18 protein-coding genes are annotated in these 17,065 nt (G+C 63.2%); 7 read left to right on the forward strand and 11 right to left on the reverse strand.

Features of this window, described 5'->3' with window-relative positions:
- Positions 1-164 precede the first annotated feature (164 nt).
- The 5 genes from V1292_RS04220 to V1292_RS04240 form a co-directional block, all read right to left on the reverse strand.
- Positions 165-1,046, reverse strand: coding sequence for a 3-hydroxybutyryl-CoA dehydrogenase (locus V1292_RS04220; protein WP_334370504.1), 882 nt, complete (start codon positions 1,044-1,046; stop codon positions 165-167).
- Between the two features lie 188 nt (positions 1,047-1,234).
- Positions 1,235-2,179 (reverse strand): electron transfer flavoprotein subunit alpha/FixB family protein, encoded by a 945-nt coding sequence (locus tag V1292_RS04225; RefSeq protein ID WP_334370506.1) that lies wholly within the window; start codon positions 2,177-2,179, stop codon positions 1,235-1,237.
- Positions 2,179-2,928: an electron transfer flavoprotein subunit beta/FixA family protein gene (locus V1292_RS04230; RefSeq protein WP_334370508.1), complete on the reverse strand. Its 750-nt coding sequence runs from the start codon at positions 2,926-2,928 to the stop codon at positions 2,179-2,181. Before V1292_RS04230 ends, V1292_RS04225 begins: the two co-directional genes overlap by 1 nt.
- Before the next feature lie 138 nt (positions 2,929-3,066).
- Positions 3,067-3,639 (reverse strand): cob(I)yrinic acid a,c-diamide adenosyltransferase, encoded by a 573-nt coding sequence (locus V1292_RS04235; protein ID WP_334370510.1) that lies wholly within the window; start codon positions 3,637-3,639, stop codon positions 3,067-3,069.
- A gap of 22 nt (positions 3,640-3,661) precedes the next feature.
- Positions 3,662-3,856 carry a twin transmembrane helix small protein gene (locus V1292_RS04240; protein WP_334370511.1) on the reverse strand — a complete coding sequence of 65 codons (195 nt, stop codon included), beginning with the start codon at positions 3,854-3,856 and terminating at the stop codon, positions 3,662-3,664.
- Between the two features lie 146 nt (positions 3,857-4,002).
- On the opposite strand from V1292_RS04240, the gene V1292_RS04245 reads away from it, so the two are divergent.
- The gene (locus tag V1292_RS04245; RefSeq protein WP_334366509.1) at positions 4,003-4,896 is read left to right on the forward strand and encodes a YihY/virulence factor BrkB family protein; all 894 of its coding nucleotides are present in this window, start codon (positions 4,003-4,005) and stop codon (positions 4,894-4,896) included.
- On the opposite strand, the gene V1292_RS04250 is transcribed toward V1292_RS04245, so the two are convergent.
- Together V1292_RS04250 and gluQRS are read right to left on the reverse strand one after the other, a co-directional pair.
- A complete protein-coding gene (locus V1292_RS04250) occupies positions 4,820-6,076 on the reverse strand; it encodes an ATP-binding protein (RefSeq protein ID WP_334370513.1) in 1,257 nt (418 codons plus the stop codon). The genes V1292_RS04245 and V1292_RS04250 overlap by 77 nt on opposite strands.
- 64 nt (positions 6,077-6,140) lie before the next feature.
- The gene (gluQRS, locus tag V1292_RS04255; protein WP_334370514.1) at positions 6,141-7,040 is read right to left on the reverse strand and encodes a tRNA glutamyl-Q(34) synthetase GluQRS; all 900 of its coding nucleotides are present in this window, start codon (positions 7,038-7,040) and stop codon (positions 6,141-6,143) included.
- Between the two features lie 125 nt (positions 7,041-7,165).
- Between gluQRS and V1292_RS04260 the strand changes: the two genes are divergently transcribed.
- Positions 7,166-7,858 (forward strand): DNA-3-methyladenine glycosylase family protein, encoded by a 693-nt coding sequence (locus V1292_RS04260; RefSeq protein WP_334370516.1) that lies wholly within the window; start codon positions 7,166-7,168, stop codon positions 7,856-7,858.
- Here V1292_RS04260 and V1292_RS04265 read toward each other — a convergent pair.
- Together V1292_RS04265 and V1292_RS04270 are read right to left on the reverse strand one after the other, a co-directional pair.
- A complete protein-coding gene (locus V1292_RS04265) occupies positions 7,815-8,702 on the reverse strand; it encodes a LysR family transcriptional regulator (RefSeq protein ID WP_334370518.1) in 888 nt (295 codons plus the stop codon). The genes V1292_RS04260 and V1292_RS04265 overlap by 44 nt on opposite strands.
- Before the next feature lie 31 nt (positions 8,703-8,733).
- Positions 8,734-8,859: a hypothetical protein gene (locus V1292_RS04270; protein WP_334370519.1), complete on the reverse strand. Its 126-nt coding sequence runs from the start codon at positions 8,857-8,859 to the stop codon at positions 8,734-8,736.
- A gap of 53 nt (positions 8,860-8,912) precedes the next feature.
- Here V1292_RS04270 and V1292_RS04275 point away from each other — a divergent pair, with 53 nt between their 5' ends.
- The 5 genes from V1292_RS04275 to V1292_RS04295 all read left to right on the forward strand — a co-directional run bounded on the left by V1292_RS04275 (position 8,913) and on the right by V1292_RS04295 (position 15,852).
- Positions 8,913-9,887: an NAD(P)H-dependent flavin oxidoreductase gene (locus V1292_RS04275; protein ID WP_334370520.1), complete on the forward strand. Its 975-nt coding sequence runs from the start codon at positions 8,913-8,915 to the stop codon at positions 9,885-9,887.
- Positions 9,888-9,939: 52 nt separating this feature from the next.
- Entirely contained in the window at positions 9,940-11,124 is a 1,185-nt protein-coding gene (locus tag V1292_RS04280) for an ABC transporter substrate-binding protein (protein ID WP_334370522.1), read from the forward strand.
- Between the two features lie 30 nt (positions 11,125-11,154).
- The gene (locus V1292_RS04285) at positions 11,155-12,687 is read left to right on the forward strand and encodes an acyl-CoA synthetase (RefSeq protein WP_334370525.1); all 1,533 of its coding nucleotides are present in this window, start codon (positions 11,155-11,157) and stop codon (positions 12,685-12,687) included.
- Between the two features lie 210 nt (positions 12,688-12,897).
- Complete coding sequence (locus V1292_RS04290) at positions 12,898-13,995, forward strand: DUF2855 family protein (RefSeq protein ID WP_334370526.1); 1,098 nt, start codon at positions 12,898-12,900, stop codon at positions 13,993-13,995.
- Between the two features lie 96 nt (positions 13,996-14,091).
- Entirely contained in the window at positions 14,092-15,852 is a 1,761-nt protein-coding gene (locus V1292_RS04295; protein ID WP_334370528.1) for a flavin-containing monooxygenase, read from the forward strand.
- Positions 15,853-15,855: 3 nt separating this feature from the next.
- Here the strand turns inward: V1292_RS04295 and V1292_RS04300 are convergent, their stop codons facing one another.
- Both V1292_RS04300 and V1292_RS04305 read right to left on the reverse strand, forming a co-directional pair.
- Entirely contained in the window at positions 15,856-16,365 is a 510-nt protein-coding gene (locus V1292_RS04300; protein WP_334370530.1) for a DUF2380 domain-containing protein, read from the reverse strand.
- Positions 16,366-16,409: 44 nt separating this feature from the next.
- Positions 16,410-16,919, reverse strand: a complete 510-nt coding sequence (locus V1292_RS04305; protein ID WP_334370532.1) for a DUF3280 domain-containing protein — start codon at positions 16,917-16,919, stop codon at positions 16,410-16,412.
- Positions 16,920-17,065 lie beyond the last annotated feature (146 nt).

The following is a 17,065-nucleotide window of genomic DNA, read 5'->3' on the forward strand; positions in this document are numbered from 1 at the left end:
AGCACTCCTCAAACCTGAGGGCACCGTACCCCGGCACCGGTTAATGAAATCTGGAGATTGAGGGGATGTAGGGTGGGCAAAGCGAAGCGTGCCCACCATTTCGAGCATATTCGGAGACGTGGTGGGCACGCTATTGCTTAGCCCACCCTACGGCACTGCGATCTTCAGCGCGTCGGGACCGGTTTGTCGCCGCGGTAGTCGTAGAAGCCGCGCTGCGTCTTGCGCCCCAGCCAGCCGGCCTCGACATATTTCACCAGCAGCGGGCACGGCCGGTATTTCGAATCCGCCAGCCCCTCATGCAGCACCTGCATGATCGACAGACAGGTATCGAGCCCGATGAAATCCGCCAGTTCCAGCGGCCCCATCGGATGGTGCGCGCCGAGCTTCATGGCGGCGTCGATCGCCTCGACGTTGCCGACGCCTTCATAGAGCGTGTAGATCGCCTCGTTGATCATCGGCAGCAGGATGCGGTTAACGATGAAGGCCGGGAAATCCTCCGACACCGCGATCTGCTTGCCGAGTTTCGTGACGAATTCCCTGGCGGTGTCGAATGTCAAATCGTCGGTGGCGATGCCGCGGATCAGCTCGACCAGCTCCATCTGCGGCACCGGATTCATGAAATGAATGCCGATGAAGCGCTCGGGACGGTCGGTCGAGGCGGCGAGCCGGGTGATCGAGATCGACGAGGAGTTGGTGGCGACGATCGCTTCCGGCTTCAATACCGCGCAGAGTTCGTGAAAGATCTTGCGTTTGACCTCTTCCTTTTCGACCGCGGTCTCGATCACAAGATCGCAATCCGAAAGCCCGTCGAGCGTCTCGGTGGAGGTAATCCGGTCCAGCGCCTTCTTGCGCGCGTCCTCGGTGATGACCTGCTTGGCAACCTGGCGCGACAAATGACCGTTGATGGTCGCCATCGCCGATTTCAGCCGTTCGTCGGAGACGTCGTTGAGCACCACGTCCAAGCCGGCGAGCGCCGCCACATGCGCAATCCCGTGGCCCATCTGGCCCGAGCCGATCACGCCGACCTTCTTGATTGTCACCGCCATTTTGTCATCCACCGGAACGGCGCGCATATCGCGCCTGTTCATCTCTAAACCTCAGCTACGATATCATCAGACGCGAGGTTTCAGTCCCACCATTGGCACGTATTCTTCACGCGAAGCTTAATCCCCTTCGCCCGCATCCGCTTAAGGTAAACACCGGCCGGACGTTTGCGCGTCCGGCCGGTGTTCCGTTACTTGCCGAGCTTGCCGAGCGCGTCGGTCAGTTCAGGAACCGCCTGATAGAGGTCCGCGACCAAGCCGTAATCGGCGACCTGGAAGATCGGCGCGTCTTCATCCTTGTTGATCGCAACGATCACCTTGGAATCCTTCATGCCGGCGAGATGCTGGATCGCGCCGGAGATGCCGATTGCGACATATAGTTCCGGAGCGACCACCTTGCCGGTCTGGCCAACCTGCCAGTCGTTGGGCGCATAGCCGGCATCGACCGCGGCGCGAGAGGCGCCGACGCCGGCGCTGAGCTTGTCGGCGAGCGGCTCGATATATTTGGCAAAGTTCTCGCGGCTCTGCATGGCGCGGCCGCCGGAAACGATGATTTTTGCCGAGGTCAGTTCCGGACGGTCGCTCTTTGCCACCTCTTCGCCGATGAAGCTGGAGAGGCCCGGATCAGCCGCAGCGGCGACGTCCTCCACCGGAGCACTGCCGCCCTCACCCGCCGCGGCAAAGGTCGAAGTCCGCACCGTGATGACCTTCTTGGCGTCCTTGGACTTCACCGTCTGGATCGCGTTGCCGGCATAGATCGGCCGCTCGAAGGTATCGGGCGAAACCACCTTGATGATCTCGGACACCTGCATCACGTCGAGCAGAGCTGCGACGCGCGGCATCACGTTCTTGAAGCGCGAGGTCGCAGGCGCGACGAAGGCGTCATAGCCAGGGGCCAGCGACACGATCAGCGCGGCCAGCGGCTCGGCTAGATCATGGGCATAGACGGCATTGTCCGCCAGCAGCACCTTCTTGATGCCGGCAAGCTTGGCTGCGGCATCGGCCGCACCCTTGGCGTTCTCGCCGGCGACCAGCACGTGCACGTCGGCGCCGAGCGCAGCGGCTGCCGTCAGCGCCTTGGTGGTCGCATCCTTGATCGACGCGTTGTCGTGTTCGGCAATCAATAGCGTCGTCATCAGAGAACCCCGGCTTCGGTCTTGAGTTTGGAAACGAGCTCAGCGACGTCCTTGACCTTGACGCCGCCCTTGCGACCGGGCGGTTCCGCTGTCTTGAGCACTTCGAGATGCGGCGTGAGATCGACGCCGTAATCGGCGGCGCTCTTGTCGTCGATCGGCTTCTTCTTCGCCTTCATGATGTTGGGCAGCGACGCATAGCGCGGCTCGTTCAGCCGCAGGTCGGTGGTGACGATCGCCGGTCCCTTCAGCTTCACGGTCTGCAGGCCGCCGTCGACCTCGCGCGTAACCTTGAAGTCGGAGCCTTCAACTTCGAGCTTGGAGGCAAACGTCGCCTGCGACCAGCCGAGCAGCGCGGCCAGCATCTGGCCGGTCTGGTTCGAGTCGTCATCGATCGCCTGCTTGCCGAGAATGATGAGGCCGGGCTTCTCGGCATCCGCTACGGCTTTGAGAAGCTTCGCGACCGCCAGCGGCTCGACATTACCTTCGGCCTTGACGAGGATGCCGCGGTCGGCGCCCATGGCGAGACCGGTCCGGATCGTCTCCGAGGCCTGCGCCGGGCCAATCGACACCACCACCACCTCGGTCGCCTTGCCGGCTTCCTTCAGCCGCAACGCTTCCTCGACGGCGATTTCGTCGAATGGATTCATCGACATCTTCACGTTAGCGAGTTCCACGCCGGTTCCGTCGCTCTTGACGCGGACCTTGACGTTGAAATCGACCACCCGCTTTACCGGCACAAGAACCTTCATCGATCCTCTTTCGCTTGAATTCTGGGGTTTGATCAGCTTGTTATTAGCTTGGGCGCGGAACCTAAAGGTCCCGCTATCGGCGGTCAACGCGCGAAAGCCAAAAATCGGCCCCCGAAGGCCCTACCTTCAAGGCTTACCTTAACGGTTCTGACCCGGCACCCACAACACGTCTCCGGCCCCATTATCGTTCATGGCGCGGCTGGCCACGAACAGGAAATCGGACAGGCGGTTCATATACTGAATGGCGGCCGTGCTCACCGGCTCCTCCGGCCGCGCGGCGAGTTCCACCATGATCCGTTCCGCCCTGCGGCATGTGGTACGGGCGAGGTGCAGGTATGCGGCAGCGGGGGTGCCGCCGGGCAGCACGAACGAGGTCAGGGGCGCGAGATGATCGTTCAGCGCATCGATGTCGCGCTCGAGCCGCTCGACCTGGCTTGACAGCATCCGGAGCCGCTCGGCCTTGCCGTCGCGCTGGGGCACCGCAAGGTCGGCGCCGAGATCGAACAAATCGTTCTGGATCCGGCCGAGCATCGCATCGAGTTCGCGAGCATCGCCGAGGTGCAGCCTCACCACGCCGATGGCGGCGTTGGTTTCATCTACGGTGCCGTAGGCGCTAATGCGCAGATCGTATTTCGGGCGGCGCTCGCCGCTGCCGAGCGCCGTGGTGCCGTCATCGCCGGTCTTCGTATAGATGCGGTTGAGCACGACCATAGCCGCTTCCCCTTTCCTGCCCTTATCTACCCAACGCCCACACCACGACCATGGTGATGACGATCGCGATGAACTGCAGCAGCACCCGAAGCCGCATCAGGTTCTGCGAGCGGTTCGGCGACCCACCCCGCATCATGTTGACGAGGCCGAGCAACAGTACGATAGCCACGGCCGCAACCGCGATGGGGAGGACGATCGAACTCAAAAAGGATGTCATCGGCGCTACATAACACCGTGAGGCGCTGACTTCCACACGTTCACAACTCGCGCACTCCCGCTCGACGATCTGGCTTTTAATCCAATAATATCAGATGCTAGCCCCGGCCTTAGGACCAGCCCGCGATACCCCGATCGAGGTGAGATGTGAAGCTCATTCGCTACGTCTACCTCGTCGTCATGGAGGCGTTTTATACGTTCCTCGCCGATGACGGCTGGGCAATCGCGAGCCACATCGCGCTGTCGACGTTGATGGCGCTATTTCCGTTCCTGATCGTGCTGACGTCGCTGGCTGGCTTTTTCGGCTCCAAGGAACTTGCCGATGGAGCCGTGGGACTGTTGCTGCAAACCTGGCCACAACAGGTCGCCGACGCGCTGTCAGGCGAAATCCACGACGTACTGACGACCACGCGCGGCGACATCCTGACCGTCGGCGCGGTGCTGGCGGTATATTTCGCCTCCAACGGCGTCGAAGCGCTGCGGGTCGCGCTGAATCGCGCCTATTCGGTGGTTGAGCCGCGGGCGTGGTACTGGCTGCGGCTGGAATCGATCGGCTATACGCTGGTCGCCGCCGTCACGTCGCTCTTGATGGCGTTCCTGATCGTGCTCGGTCCGCTGATCCTGGAGACGGCGCGCCGCCACATTCCGTTCTTCGTCGAGTCCAACGAAAGCCTTCTCACCTTCGCCCGCTACGGCATCACGATCACGGCGATGACAGTGGCGCTGTTTGTGCTGCATGCTTGGCTGCCCTGCGGCCGGCGGAGTTTTCTGCAGATCCTTCCGGGCATCGTCTTTACGATGGTGGGATCGTTGATCTCGGGCGTCGTGTTCGGCCAGTATCTGGCGCGCTTCGCCAGCAACTATGTGACGATGTATGCGGGGCTTGCCTCGGTCATCATCGCGCTGGTGTTTCTGTATTTCATTTCGGCGATTTTCGTCTTCGGCGGCGAACTGAACGCTGCCATCATGAAGTCGCAACTGCCGAAGGGGATGTCGCTGCATGCAGCGCAGTCGCCAGGGCGCGCGGGCTCACAGGCTTGACCAGAAATATCTCGGCCCCGGCGGCGCGCGACGCCGCCTCGTCTTCGCTGCGGCCAGATATGCCGATGATCGGAATGCTCCCGAGCGGCGGCTCCAGCGCGCGAATGCGCCTGATCGCCTCGACGCCGTCGATTCCCGGCAGGACCATGTCCATCAATACCGCATCGAATGCGCCTTGCGCGAGCCGCTCGGGCGCCGCCTCGCCCTGGCCGATGAAGTCGGTCTGATGACCGAGTTCGGTCAGGATCGTGTTCAGCACGACGCGGCCGAACGGGTTGTCTTCGACGCTGAGCAGGCGCAACGGCCGAGGCGAACTGATCGATACCTCGCCATCGGCACCGGACGCCGCCGTCACGGCGTCCTTTGCGGGCGACATTACGACGTTAAGGGTAAAGGTGGTGCCGCCGCCGCGGCGTTGCGTCACGATGATGTCGCCGCCCATGGCACGCGCCAGTTGCTTGACCGACGACAATCCAAGACCGGCGCCGCCGAAGCGCGATGCGATGGAGACATTGGCCTGCGAGAACGGCCGAAACAGGCGCTTGATTTCGTTCAGCGCAAGGCCGATCCCGCTGTCGGAGATCGCGAATGAAACGGCGACCTTGCCCTTCGGACCCCGCACAGGCGTGACCTGCAGCCCAACGCTGCCCTGTTCAGTGAATTTTACCGCATTGTCGATCAGGTTCTCCAGCGCGGCGCGCAGGCGGACGGGATCGCCGATCGCAAACCCTGGAAGCTTTTCGGAAATATCGACGGACGACTGCAGGCCCTTGGCCGCGGCGCGCCCGGTCAGCGAATCGCCGGCATTGCGAGCGAGCGTATGCAGGTCGAAGTAGTCCTGCCGCACCTCGAGCCCGGGGCCGCCGCTGCGCGCGGCGTCGACGAACAGGGTCGCGAGGCTCGCCAGATGTTCCGCGCCCGCCTTGATGGTATCGACCCAGCGCCGTTCGCGTTCGTCGAGGTCCGAGGTCGCGAGCAGATTGCTGATCGCGAGAATGCCGGTTAGCGGCGTGCGGACCTCGTGCGCAAAGGCCGCCAGCGCGGCCTCGACCATGCCGGGCGCAGCGATGGCGGACTTGCGCGTGCCGCGTTTTTTGACCGCGGCGCCGGGTACGCGCTTTTTCGCTCGCCGCTTCTTGATTGTTCCCGTGGTGCCTGGTGAGCGCCGCTTTGCCGCCATGATCCCCCTTCCTCTGCCGCGACCAGCATGACACGCGATGGCGGCCGGTGTCACGGAGACGTTTTCAACAACCCGCAGTAGTACTACAGGAATCGTCGGGCAAACCGACGAGGCTGCGAATATCCGCAGGCGTGGCACCTTGCCTACGCAATTCGCGCAAGGCCGTAGCCTGCGTCGATTTCGACAGCTTGAGTCCCGACGCATCCTCAATGAGGCGGTGATGCCGATACAACGGTTGCGGGATAGTGAGCAACTGTTGCAACACCAGGTGGACGCTCGTCGACCAGAACAGGTCCCTGCCCCGTACCACCTCGGTCACGCCCTGCAGGGCATCGTCGATCACGACCGAGAGATGATAGCTGGTCGGCGTCTCCTTGCGCGCCAGGATGACGTCGCCCCACGCTTCAGGGCGCGCGGCGACGACGCCGGTCTCGCCGCCGGGCCCTGCACCCTCTTCCTGCCAGGCCAGTTCCTTCGTGCGCGCGAGCGCTTGCTGCATGTCGAGCCGCAGCGCGTAAGGCACGCCTTGCGAGATCAACTCTTGGCGCCGGTCCGGCGGCAGCGATTTCGCGACGCCCGGATAGAGCGGCGCCCCGTCGGGATCCTGCGGCCAGGGCGCGCCGGCCTCGCGCTGCGCGACCAGACGGGCGATTTCCGCGCGGCTCTCGAAGCTCGGATAGATCAGGCCTAAGCCTGCCAGTTTTTCGACCGCTTCGCGATAGCGCGCAAAATGCTCCGATTGCCGCCGCACCGGCGTTTCCCAGGAAATCCCGAGCCAGGCGAGGTCTTCATAGATCGCCGCCTCGAATTCCGGCCGGCAACGCGTCGCATCGATATCCTCGATCCGCAGCAGAAACCGCCCACCGCGCTCGCGCGCGAGGTCAAAATTCACGAGCGCCGAATAGGCGTGGCCGAGATGGAGGTAGCCGTTCGGGCTCGGAGCAAATCGGAAAACGGGTGGCATGATTCTCCAAGCCCTTGTCATTGCCGGGCTTGACCCGGCAATCCATCCATCAAGTGTCTTTTACGATATAAGATGGATGCTCGGGTCAAGCCCGCGCATGACGAGAAAGCCAGCCGAAAGTTTCAATGACCATCCACCTCAACAGCCAGTCCGATCTCGAAGACGCCGTCCATGCGTTGGTCAAGCAAGACCCGAGGCTCAAACCGATTTTTGAGCTCACGGGTATGCCGGCGCTGCGGCAGCGCGCGCCGGGGTTCGCGGGGTTAGCTGCAATCGTCTGCGGCCAGCAATTGTCTACCGCGAGTGCCGGCGCGATCTGGGCGCGGCTGACGGCCGCGTTCGATCCGTTCGATCACGAGGTGATCCGCAAGACCCGCGCCGACCGCCTCGGCCGGCTCGGGCTTTCGGCCGCCAAGATCAAGACGCTGAAGAACATCGCGCGCGAACTGGCCTCCGAGCGGCTCAATCTCGAGGTGCTGGCGGAAGAGGATGCGGATGCCGCCCACCACACGCTGACCGCGCTGCCCGGCATCGGCCCCTGGACGGCCGACATCTATTTGCTGTTCTGCCTCGGCCATGGCGACGCCTGGCCGGCCGGCGATCTCGCGGTGCAGGAGGCGGTCAAGATCGGGCTCGGCCTGAAGGAGCGGCCGACTGCCAAGCAGATGGCGCCGCTGGCGGAACCCTGGCGTCCCCTGCGCGGCGCGGCGGCGCATCTGTGGTGGAGCTATTATCGCCTGCTGAAGAAACGCGAGGGCGTGCTTCCTGACAAACTCATCCCCGCAACCTCACCCGATCCTCCCGCGCGGAAGCCGTGACGAAATCGATCACGGCGCGCACGGCGGGGAGATCGACAAGATCGGGATGGGCCAGCAGCCAGAGATCGGCCACGCTGACGAGTTTTTGCGGGGCGACGCGGACGAGTTCCGGATAGGCGGCGGCGACGAAACAGGACAGCGTCGAAATTCCGAGACCGGCGCGTGCGGCGGCGAGCATGTCGCCTTGCGAGGAGCAGCGCATCACCATCGAGCCCTGCCGCGTGATCGCATCGCTCCAGCGCGCCAGCCGCTCGTTCGACAACCGGTCGGCGAAGCCGATGACGCTGTGGCCCTTCCATTCGTCGCGCCGCTCGGGCAGGCGCCGCCGCGCGGCATAATCGCGTGAGGCGTAAAAGCCGGTGCCGAGCCGGCCGATCTTGCGGCCGATCAAATTCTCCTCGCCGCTATCGACGGGGCGCAGCACGACATCGGCCTCGCGGCGGCGGACGCTCGCCGGATAGGGATGCGTGATGATCTCGAGCTGGATATGGTCGTGCTGGCGCAGGAACGGCCCGAGCCGCGGCATCAGCCAGTGCGAGGCGAGCGTGGCGCCGATCGACAGCTTGACCACGCCGCGCGCCTGCGCACCGGTCGCCGATACCGCGGCTTCGGCGCGCAACGCCGCCGCGGCCATCGCATCGACATGCTCGCGAAATTTCTGCCCGTGCGACGTCAGCGAAAGCCCTTCGTTGGACCGGGCGAACAGGGGAATGCCGAGCTGACCTTCCAGTTCGGCAATCTTGCGCCCAACCGTCGGATGACTGGAGCGCAAGCGGCGCGCGGCCGCCGCGAAGCTGCGGGTCTCGGCCACCGCGACGAAGGTCTTGCACAGGTCCCAGTCCATCGGTGCTCCCCGCGGTTCAGATCGGTCCTGTTCATAACTGGATGAACGTCTGTTCAATATTGAACGGATGGCGGCTGCCGTCCAGCCTTATAGTGGCGGCAACAACAGCGCCCGGCGGCGGCTCCGCCCGCGGTACGGCGCTCTCAATCAACATCATCGACGCAGTCCGGATTTTAAGTCCCGGCTTGGCGTTGCAAGGGAGAGACCCGAATGCCGTTGCCTGCTTCGCTTGCCAATTCGCTCGAACTGCCGGTGGTCGGGTCGCCGCTGTTCATCGTGTCCGGGCCCGAGCTCGTGATCGCCCAGTGCAAGGCCGGGATCGTCGGCTCGTTCCCGGCGCTGAACGCGCGACCGGTCGAAAAACTCGACGAGTGGCTGAGCCGAATCGAGAACGAGCTCGGCGAGTACAAGGCGCTGCATCCGGAAAAGAAGGTCGCGCCCTACGCGGTCAACCAGATCTGCCATTCGTCCAACGACCGGCTGATGAAGGACATGGAGACCTGCGTGAAGCACCAGGTTCCGGTCATCATCACCTCGCTGCGCCCGCCGATCGAAATCGTCGAGGCCGCGCATTCCTATGGCGGCGTCGTGTTCCACGACGTGATCAACGTCAAGCATGCGCGGAAAGCGGCCGAACATGGCGTCGACGGCCTGATCCTGGTCTGCGCCGGCGCCGGCGGCCATGCCGGCACGCTGTCGCCGTTCGCACTGCTGCGCGAGGTGAAGCAGTGGTTCAAGGGCACCGTGCTGCTGTCGGGCGCCATCTCGGATGGCTGGGGCATTGCGTCCGCGCTCGCGCTCGGCGCCGACATGGCCTACATGGGAACGCGCTTCATCGCGACGCGGGAGGCCAATGCCGATCCGGCCTACAAGGCCGCGCTGATCGGCCACGCCGCGCACGATATCGTCTATTCCAACCTGTTCACCGGCGTGCACGGCAACTATCTCGGCCCGTCGATCGTGGCCGCGGGCCTCGATCCCGCCAATCTGCCGCAAAGCGACAAGTCGAAGATGAATTTCGGCTCCGGCGGCAACACCAAGGCCAAGGCGTGGCGCGACATCTGGGGCTCCGGCCAAGGCATCGGCCAGATCGCCGACACGCCGCCGGTCGCAGAGTTGGTGGAGCGGCTCAGGTGCGAATTTGCCGACGCCAGCGAGGATTTTCTAAAACGAGCGCGTGCGTAAGACACGCCGGATTCAACGACAAGCCAATCAAACAAACAGAGGGATGGGAACCATGAGACTGTCGCGGCCTGTGTTGACTATCGCACTCGTGTTGCTGGGAAGCACGGCTCTCGCCGAAGGAGACAAGGGTGAAATCCGCATCGGCCAGACGCTGCCCTATAGCGGCCCGGCATCCGGCTTCGGCATCATCGGCCGGGCGCAGGAAGCCTATTTTGAGAAGATCAACGCCGATGGCGGCGTCAACGGCCGCAAGATCAAGTTCTTCAGCCTTGATGACGCGTACTCGCCGCCCAAGACGGTCGAGCAGACCCGAAAGCTCGTCGAGCAGGAAGAGGTGCTGCTGACCTTCGGCTCGCTGGGAACCGCCACCAACAACGCCGTGCATCGCTACCTCAATAGCAAGAAGGTGCCGCAGCTGTTCGTGCTGAGCGGCGCAACCAAATGGGCCGACCCGAAGAATTTTCCGTGGACCATGCCGGGAATGGCGACCTATCAGTCCGAAGGCGTCGTCTACGCCAAGCATGTCCTGCAGACCAAGCCCGACGCCAAGATCGCCATCCTGTCGCAGAACGACGATTTCGGCCGCGACTACGTCGCCGGCTTCAAGCGGGCACTCGGCGACAAGGCCGCGACCATGATCGTGTCGGAGGCAACCTACGAGACCAGCGCGCCAACCATCAGCTCGCAGCTTGCGACACTGAAGGCCTCGGGCGCCAACGTGATGTTTGGTGTCGTGCTCGGCAAGTTCACCTCGCAGATGATCAAGGGCGTGGCCGAGATCAATTGGAAGCCGGATCTGTTTTTCGTGCCGACCTCGGCGTCATCGATCTCGTTCCTGGAGCCGGCCGGGCTGGAGAACGCCGTCGGCCTGATCTCGTCCAGCAACCAGAAGGACACGATGGACGTTCAATGGGCAAATGACCCCGGCGTGAAAGAGTATTTCGCGTTCATGAAGCAATATTTGCCGAATGCGGACCTCTCCAATTCGAACTACGCCGCCGGCTATCACTATGCGAACCTGATGGTGAAAGTTCTGATGGCCTGCAAGGATGACTTCAGCCGCGAGAACATCATGAAGCAGGCCGCCTCGTTGCGTGATGTGCCGCTTCCACTGCTATTGCCGGGCATCACGGTAACGACCGCTGCCGATGACTACCTGCCGTTCCAGCAATTACGGCTGCGCCGCTTCGACGGCAAGAGCTGGGTCGGCTTCGGTGAAATTCTGGACGACCGCTAAGCGGCGCGTCCGGTTAGCCCGGGAGGGAATATGACATCGATCATCAGCGGCGACCGCCAGATCAGCTATCCCGACATCCACGCCCGCATCGCGCGGGCGGCGACGGGCTTCAAGGCGCTCGGCGTCAGTGGCGGCACGCCGGTCGGCATGATGCTGCGCAACGATTTTGCATTCTTCGAAGTCTCCGGCGCCGCCGCAGCGCTGGGCAGCCCCGTGGTGCCGATCAACTGGCACCTGAAGGCCGAGGAAGTCGCCTACATCCTCGCCGACAGCGGCGCGAAAATCCTGGTCTGCCACGCCGACTTGCTGCCGCAGATCAGAGACGGCCTGCCCGCCGACGTGCGGCTCCTGGTGGTGGCTACGCCGCCGGAAATCGCAGCCGCCTTCAACGTCGCGCCCGCGCTGACGCAAATCCCAGACGGCATGACGGATTGGGACCGCTGGCGCGACACGCATGCGCCCTCGCAGGACGCGCCGATCGGCAGCGCGCCGATGTTCTATACCTCGGGCACCACAGGCCTGCCGAAGGGCGTGCGCCGCAAGCCGATGACGCCGGAACAGGCTGCGGCCTCCGCCCGCGTCGGCGGCATCGCCTATGGCGTCAAGCCGAACGAGGACCAGGTGATCCTGATGAACGGCCCGATGTACCATTCGGCGCCGAACTCTTACGGCATGCTGGCATTCCGCAGCGGCTGCGCAATCGTGCTCGAACCGCGCTTCGACCCCGAAGACATGCTGCAACTGATCGAGCGTCATCGAGTTACCCACATGCACATGGTGCCGACGATGTTCGTGCGCCTGCTGCGGCTGCCGGATGAAATCAAGCGTCGCTACGATCTGTCGTCGCTGCGCTTCATCGTGCATGGGGCTGCGCCCTGCCCGCCGCAGGTCAAGCGCGCCATGATCTGTTGGTGGGGCCCGGTCATCAACGAATATTTCGGCTCGACCGAAACCGGCATCCCGGTGTGGCACTCCGCCGAAGAGGCGCTCGCAAAACCCGGCACTGTTGGCCGCGCTATCGAAGGCGGCGTCGTGAAAATCTTCCGCCCCGACGGTTCACCGTGCGGCGTTGGCGAACCCGGCGAAATCTATATGCGGCAAATGTCCGTGCCGGATTTCGACTATCACGGCAAGGCCGAGGCCCGCGCCGAGGCCGGCCGCGACGGCCTCGTCAGCGTCGGCGACGTCGGCTACCTCGACGCGGACGGCTATTTGTTCCTGTGCGACCGCAAGCGCGACATGGTGATCTCCGGCGGCGTCAACATCTATCCGGCGGAGATTGAGAACGCGCTGATCGGCATGGACGGCGTGCGCGACTGCGCGGTGTTCGGCGTTCCCGACGACGAATTCGGCGAGCGGCTTTTTGCGTGCATCGAGCCGGAAGCGGATGCGGCGCTGTCCCCGGCCGCCGTGCAGGATTTTTTGCGCGGACGTCTCGCCAACTTCAAGGTGCCCAAGGACATCCAGTTCATGGACGCCATGCCGCGCGAGGCCACCGGCAAGATTTTCAAGCGCAAGCTGCGCGATCTATATGCCGAGGGCAGGCTGCGGGCGATTGGATGAGAAACTGTCTGAGTTCGTCGTTCCGGGGCGACGCGAAGCGTCGAACCCGGAACCTCGAGATTCCGGGTTCGCGTCTGCGACGCGCCCCGGAATGACGGCAAAGGACTCGCACCGCCGCGATCCGAACAGCGTTTTAAACATCATGGTTGTTGCAAAACGGTCATCGGTCGGCGCAAAGATCGCTGCACGTGAGAAGCAGGGATGGAAACCATGCAAGCCACCGACTTCGTCGTCGCCCGCAACGATCTGCAGCAATGCAAGACCATCGAGACGCAACTGCCCGACGCGGCCGCGCTGCCTGACGAGACGCTGCTGGTAAAGGTGACGCGCTTCGCCTTCACCGCCAACAACATCACCTATGCCGTGCTCGGCGATCATCTAAAATACTGGCAGTTGTTTCCGGCCCCGGAAGGTTTCGGCAACGTTCCGGTATGGGGGTTTGGCGAGGTGATCGCGTCGAAGCATGCCGGGATTGCCGTAGGAGAAGTCCTGTTCGGCTATTTCCCGATGTCGACGCATCTCGTGATCGAAGCCGCCGACGTCAGTAAGCGAGCCTTGCGCGATGCCGCCGCGCACCGGCAGGGCGTGGCGCCGGTCTATAATGCCTATGCGCGGGTCAGCGGCGATCCCTCGTTCGCAGGCAGGCAGGGCGACTATCAGGCGCTGCTGCGCCCCTTGTTCATGCTGTCGTTCCTGGTTGATGACTTTCTCGCCGAGAACGAATTTTATGGCGCAAAAAGCGTGATGCTGTCGTCGGCTTCCAGCAAGACCGCCTACGGGCTCGCGCACCTCCTGCATGCGAGAGGTAACGGCATCAAGACGATCGGCTTGACCTCGCCGGGCAACACGTCCTTCGTCAAATCGCTCGGCTGTTACGATGAGGTCGTGACCTATGAGGACATAAGCTTGCTGTCGACGAACTCTGCGGTCGCCTATGTCGACATGGCCGGCAATACTCCATTACGTGCGACGCTGCACCAGCACTTCGGCGAGCAAATGAAATACAGCGGAATCGTTGGGCTCACGCATCGCAAGTCATCGCCTGATGAACCGGCGCAGGCACTACCCGGCGCCAAGCCGCAATTCTTCTTCGCGCCGGACCATATCCGCAAGCGCGCCAAGGAGTGGGGACCGGGCGGCGTCGACATGCGGTTCGGCGCCGCATGGTCCGGCTTCGTCCCGAACCTGGAACGTTGGATGAAGGTGAGCGAGCACCGCGGGCCTGCGGCCGTTCAACGCGCCTATCTCGACACCCTCAACGGCCGCGTCCCGCCGGATCACGGGCTGATCCTGTCGCTCTCGGAATAGGCGGCATCTCCTCGCGCCCTTTCCGCGCCGTCCGGAATAGGTATAGGCTCGCGCACAGGAAAACGCCGCGAAGACGGCCGGTGATGGGAAACGCCCATGCTCGACAGGACGGACGACAGTTCGGTTGCCGCCGACACTTGGCTTGCGCAGTTTGAAGAAGCGCTCGGAAAACCCGACGAAGGGTTGTTGAAGACGCTGTTCCATCCCGACAGCTACTGGCGCGATGTGCTGGCGCTGAGCTGGAATATCCAGACGCTGAATGGCGCCGACGCCATTCTGGAAGCCCTTCCGCCGCTGGCTCACCGCATGGCTCCCGCAGGCTTTGCCATCGCCCCCGATCGCGCTGCGCCGCGCAAGGTGATGCGGGCGGGCACCAACGCCATTGAGGCGATCTTCAGGTTCGAAACCAGGGTCGGGCGCGGCAACGGCATCATCCGCCTGATCCCCGATGCGGACGATGGCAATCGGCTGAAGGCCTGGACGCTGCTGACCGAGCTTGGCGAGCTGAAAGGCTTTGAGGAGCAGCTCGGCGTCAACCGCCCGCGCGGCAACGCCTATTCGCGGGATTTTCGCGGGCCGAACTGGCTCGACCTGCGCAAGGCCTCAGCCGGATATTCGGATCGTGATCCCACCGTGCTGGTCATCGGAGGCGGGCAATCCGGGCTGTCCATCGCCGCGCGGCTGAAGCAATTGAATGTCGATACGTTGATCGTCGATCGCGAAATGCGCATCGGCGACAATTGGCGCAAGCGTTATCACGCGCTGACGCTGCACAACCAGGTGCAGGTCAATCACCTGCCCTACATGCCCTTCCCGCCGAGCTGGCCGACCTATATCCCCAAGGACAAGCTCGCCAACTGGTTCGAAGCCTATGTCGAGGCCATGGAGCTGAATTTTTGGACCGGGACCGAGTTCGAGGGCGGCAGCTATAACGAGACGGAAGGCCGCTGGACGGTGACGCTGCGCTGCGCCGACGGCAGCAAGCGCAGCATGCATCCACGCCATGTCGTGCTGGCGACCGGCGTCAGCGGCATTCCGAGTGTGCCTGACATTCCGGGATTAAAGGACTTTGCCGGCAAGGTGATGCATTCCAGCCAGTATGACGACGGTGAGAATTGGAAGGGCAAGCGCGCCATCGTGATCGGCACCGGTAACAGCGGTCACGACATCGCGCAGGACCTGCATTCCAGCGGCGCTCACGTCGCGCTGTTCCAGCGCTCCTCCACGCTGGTCGTCAGCATCGAACCGTCGGCACAACTGGTCTACGCGCCTTACAATGAAGGCACGCTGGAGGATAACGACCTGATCGTGACCTCGATGCCACTGAAGCTGGCACGCAAGAGCCACGCATTGACCGCGGAAAAATCCAAGGCGCTCGACACAGAATTGCTCGAAGGGCTGGAACGCGTCGGCTTCAAGCTCGATTTCGGCGAGGACAATACCGGCTGGCAGTTCAAATATCTCACCCGCGGCGGCGGCTATTATTTCAACGTCGGCTGCTCGGATCTTATTGTCAGAGGCGATATCGCGCTGAAGCAATTTGCCGATCTCGACACGTTCACGGCCGCAGGCGCCAAGATGAAGGACGGCGAGACCATCGCCGCCGATCTCGTCGTGCTGGCGACGGGCTACAAGCGCCAGGAAGAGCTGGTGCGAAAACTTTTCGGCGAGAGGATCGAAAAACGCGTCGGTACCATCTGGGGCTTCGGCGAGGAGCAGGAACTGCGCAACATGTATACGCGCACCGGCCAACCCGGCCTCTGGCTGATCGCCGGCGGCCTCGCGCAATGCCGCATCGGCTCAAAGCACTTAGCCCTGCAGATCAAGGCGATCGAGGAAGGGCTGTTGCCGCGCTGACGCTCACCATTCGCCGTGATCGAGGATTTGCCGGGCAAGGAAGGATTCCGCTCGCCGCCAGGCCGCGTCGTTGTCGCCGCGGAAGCTGATATAGCGAGCGAACACGACTTTCCGCGCTTTCACGTCGATGACGTCGAATTTCGCCTGCTGTATCAGCGTGCTCATCTTGTGAAAGCGGCCAATCAATAGATGGGTGGCGCCGGCCTCCTTCGCCTTGCCCAGCAGTTGACCGTCATGGATGTCGCCCACCGAGCAGGCGTTTGGCGGACATTCAAGCGCTGCATTCGCTATCTTTCCACTCGCTACCAGATCGCTGCGCAACGCGGCTTCGAATTCACGCAGCCGCCGGCGGTGGTCGGCGCTTTGATCGATCACCTCACCCGAGGTGTCGACATAGTAGATTTCGGCGACGGCGAGCACGGGAAGGCCAGCCTGCGCTTTGCCGTGCCGGACAGGACAGACGGAGACAATAGCGGCGGCGGCCAAAGCGAGGCTCATGATCCGCAATTTCATCAGTTTTTCCATTGCAAATGATTCCTTTCGGCTGCGCCACTAATTCACTGCTCCAGCAGACGGCGCTCGATCAGCCACCGCGCCCCGCGGCTCCAGGCCACGTTCGCGCCCATGCGCAGGTCGGTCTGCTTGACATCCACCAGCGCCCCGGACCGGGCATCGCGAAGCTTGTAGGTGACCGCGTATTCCGTTCGGGTGATACGCGTGACGATCCCGATCATCGACTGATCTGCGCCGAGGCCGGCGGCGATCCTGGCTTCGCAGCCGTCGCAATCCCGCAACTTGCCTGCCTTCGCTGCCTGGTCGTTCACGGCGCTGACGTCGACCAGTTGGTAGCGCCCGGATGCTGCGATCAGCCGACGCGTTTCCTCCGTCGAAAGCCGCAACTGCTCGCGGTCGACGTCGTCAGGAGGGACGTAGGCAGCTCCGGCGCTGAAATCCTCCAGTTCGAACGGAAACACCGCGATCTTGATCGGAGGCGGCGCGGCCGTCTCGGCAGCCCCCGCCGCCGCGAGCACGATGGCCGGAGCGAGGACGAGGGCGATGTGGCGCATGGATCACCTCGGAACTGCTGCTTTACTCGCCGCGATACCGCCCAATCCATAGCCCTGCCGAAACGGCAGCTTTCCCTGGATCAGCCGGGTGAAATACCCGATCTTATCTTGGCCCGCTTTCTTCCCAACTAAATTTGCCGCAATAT

Source organism: Bradyrhizobium sp. AZCC 1719, assembly GCF_036924525.1.
In the GTDB taxonomy this organism is placed as follows: domain Bacteria; phylum Pseudomonadota; class Alphaproteobacteria; order Rhizobiales; family Xanthobacteraceae; genus Bradyrhizobium.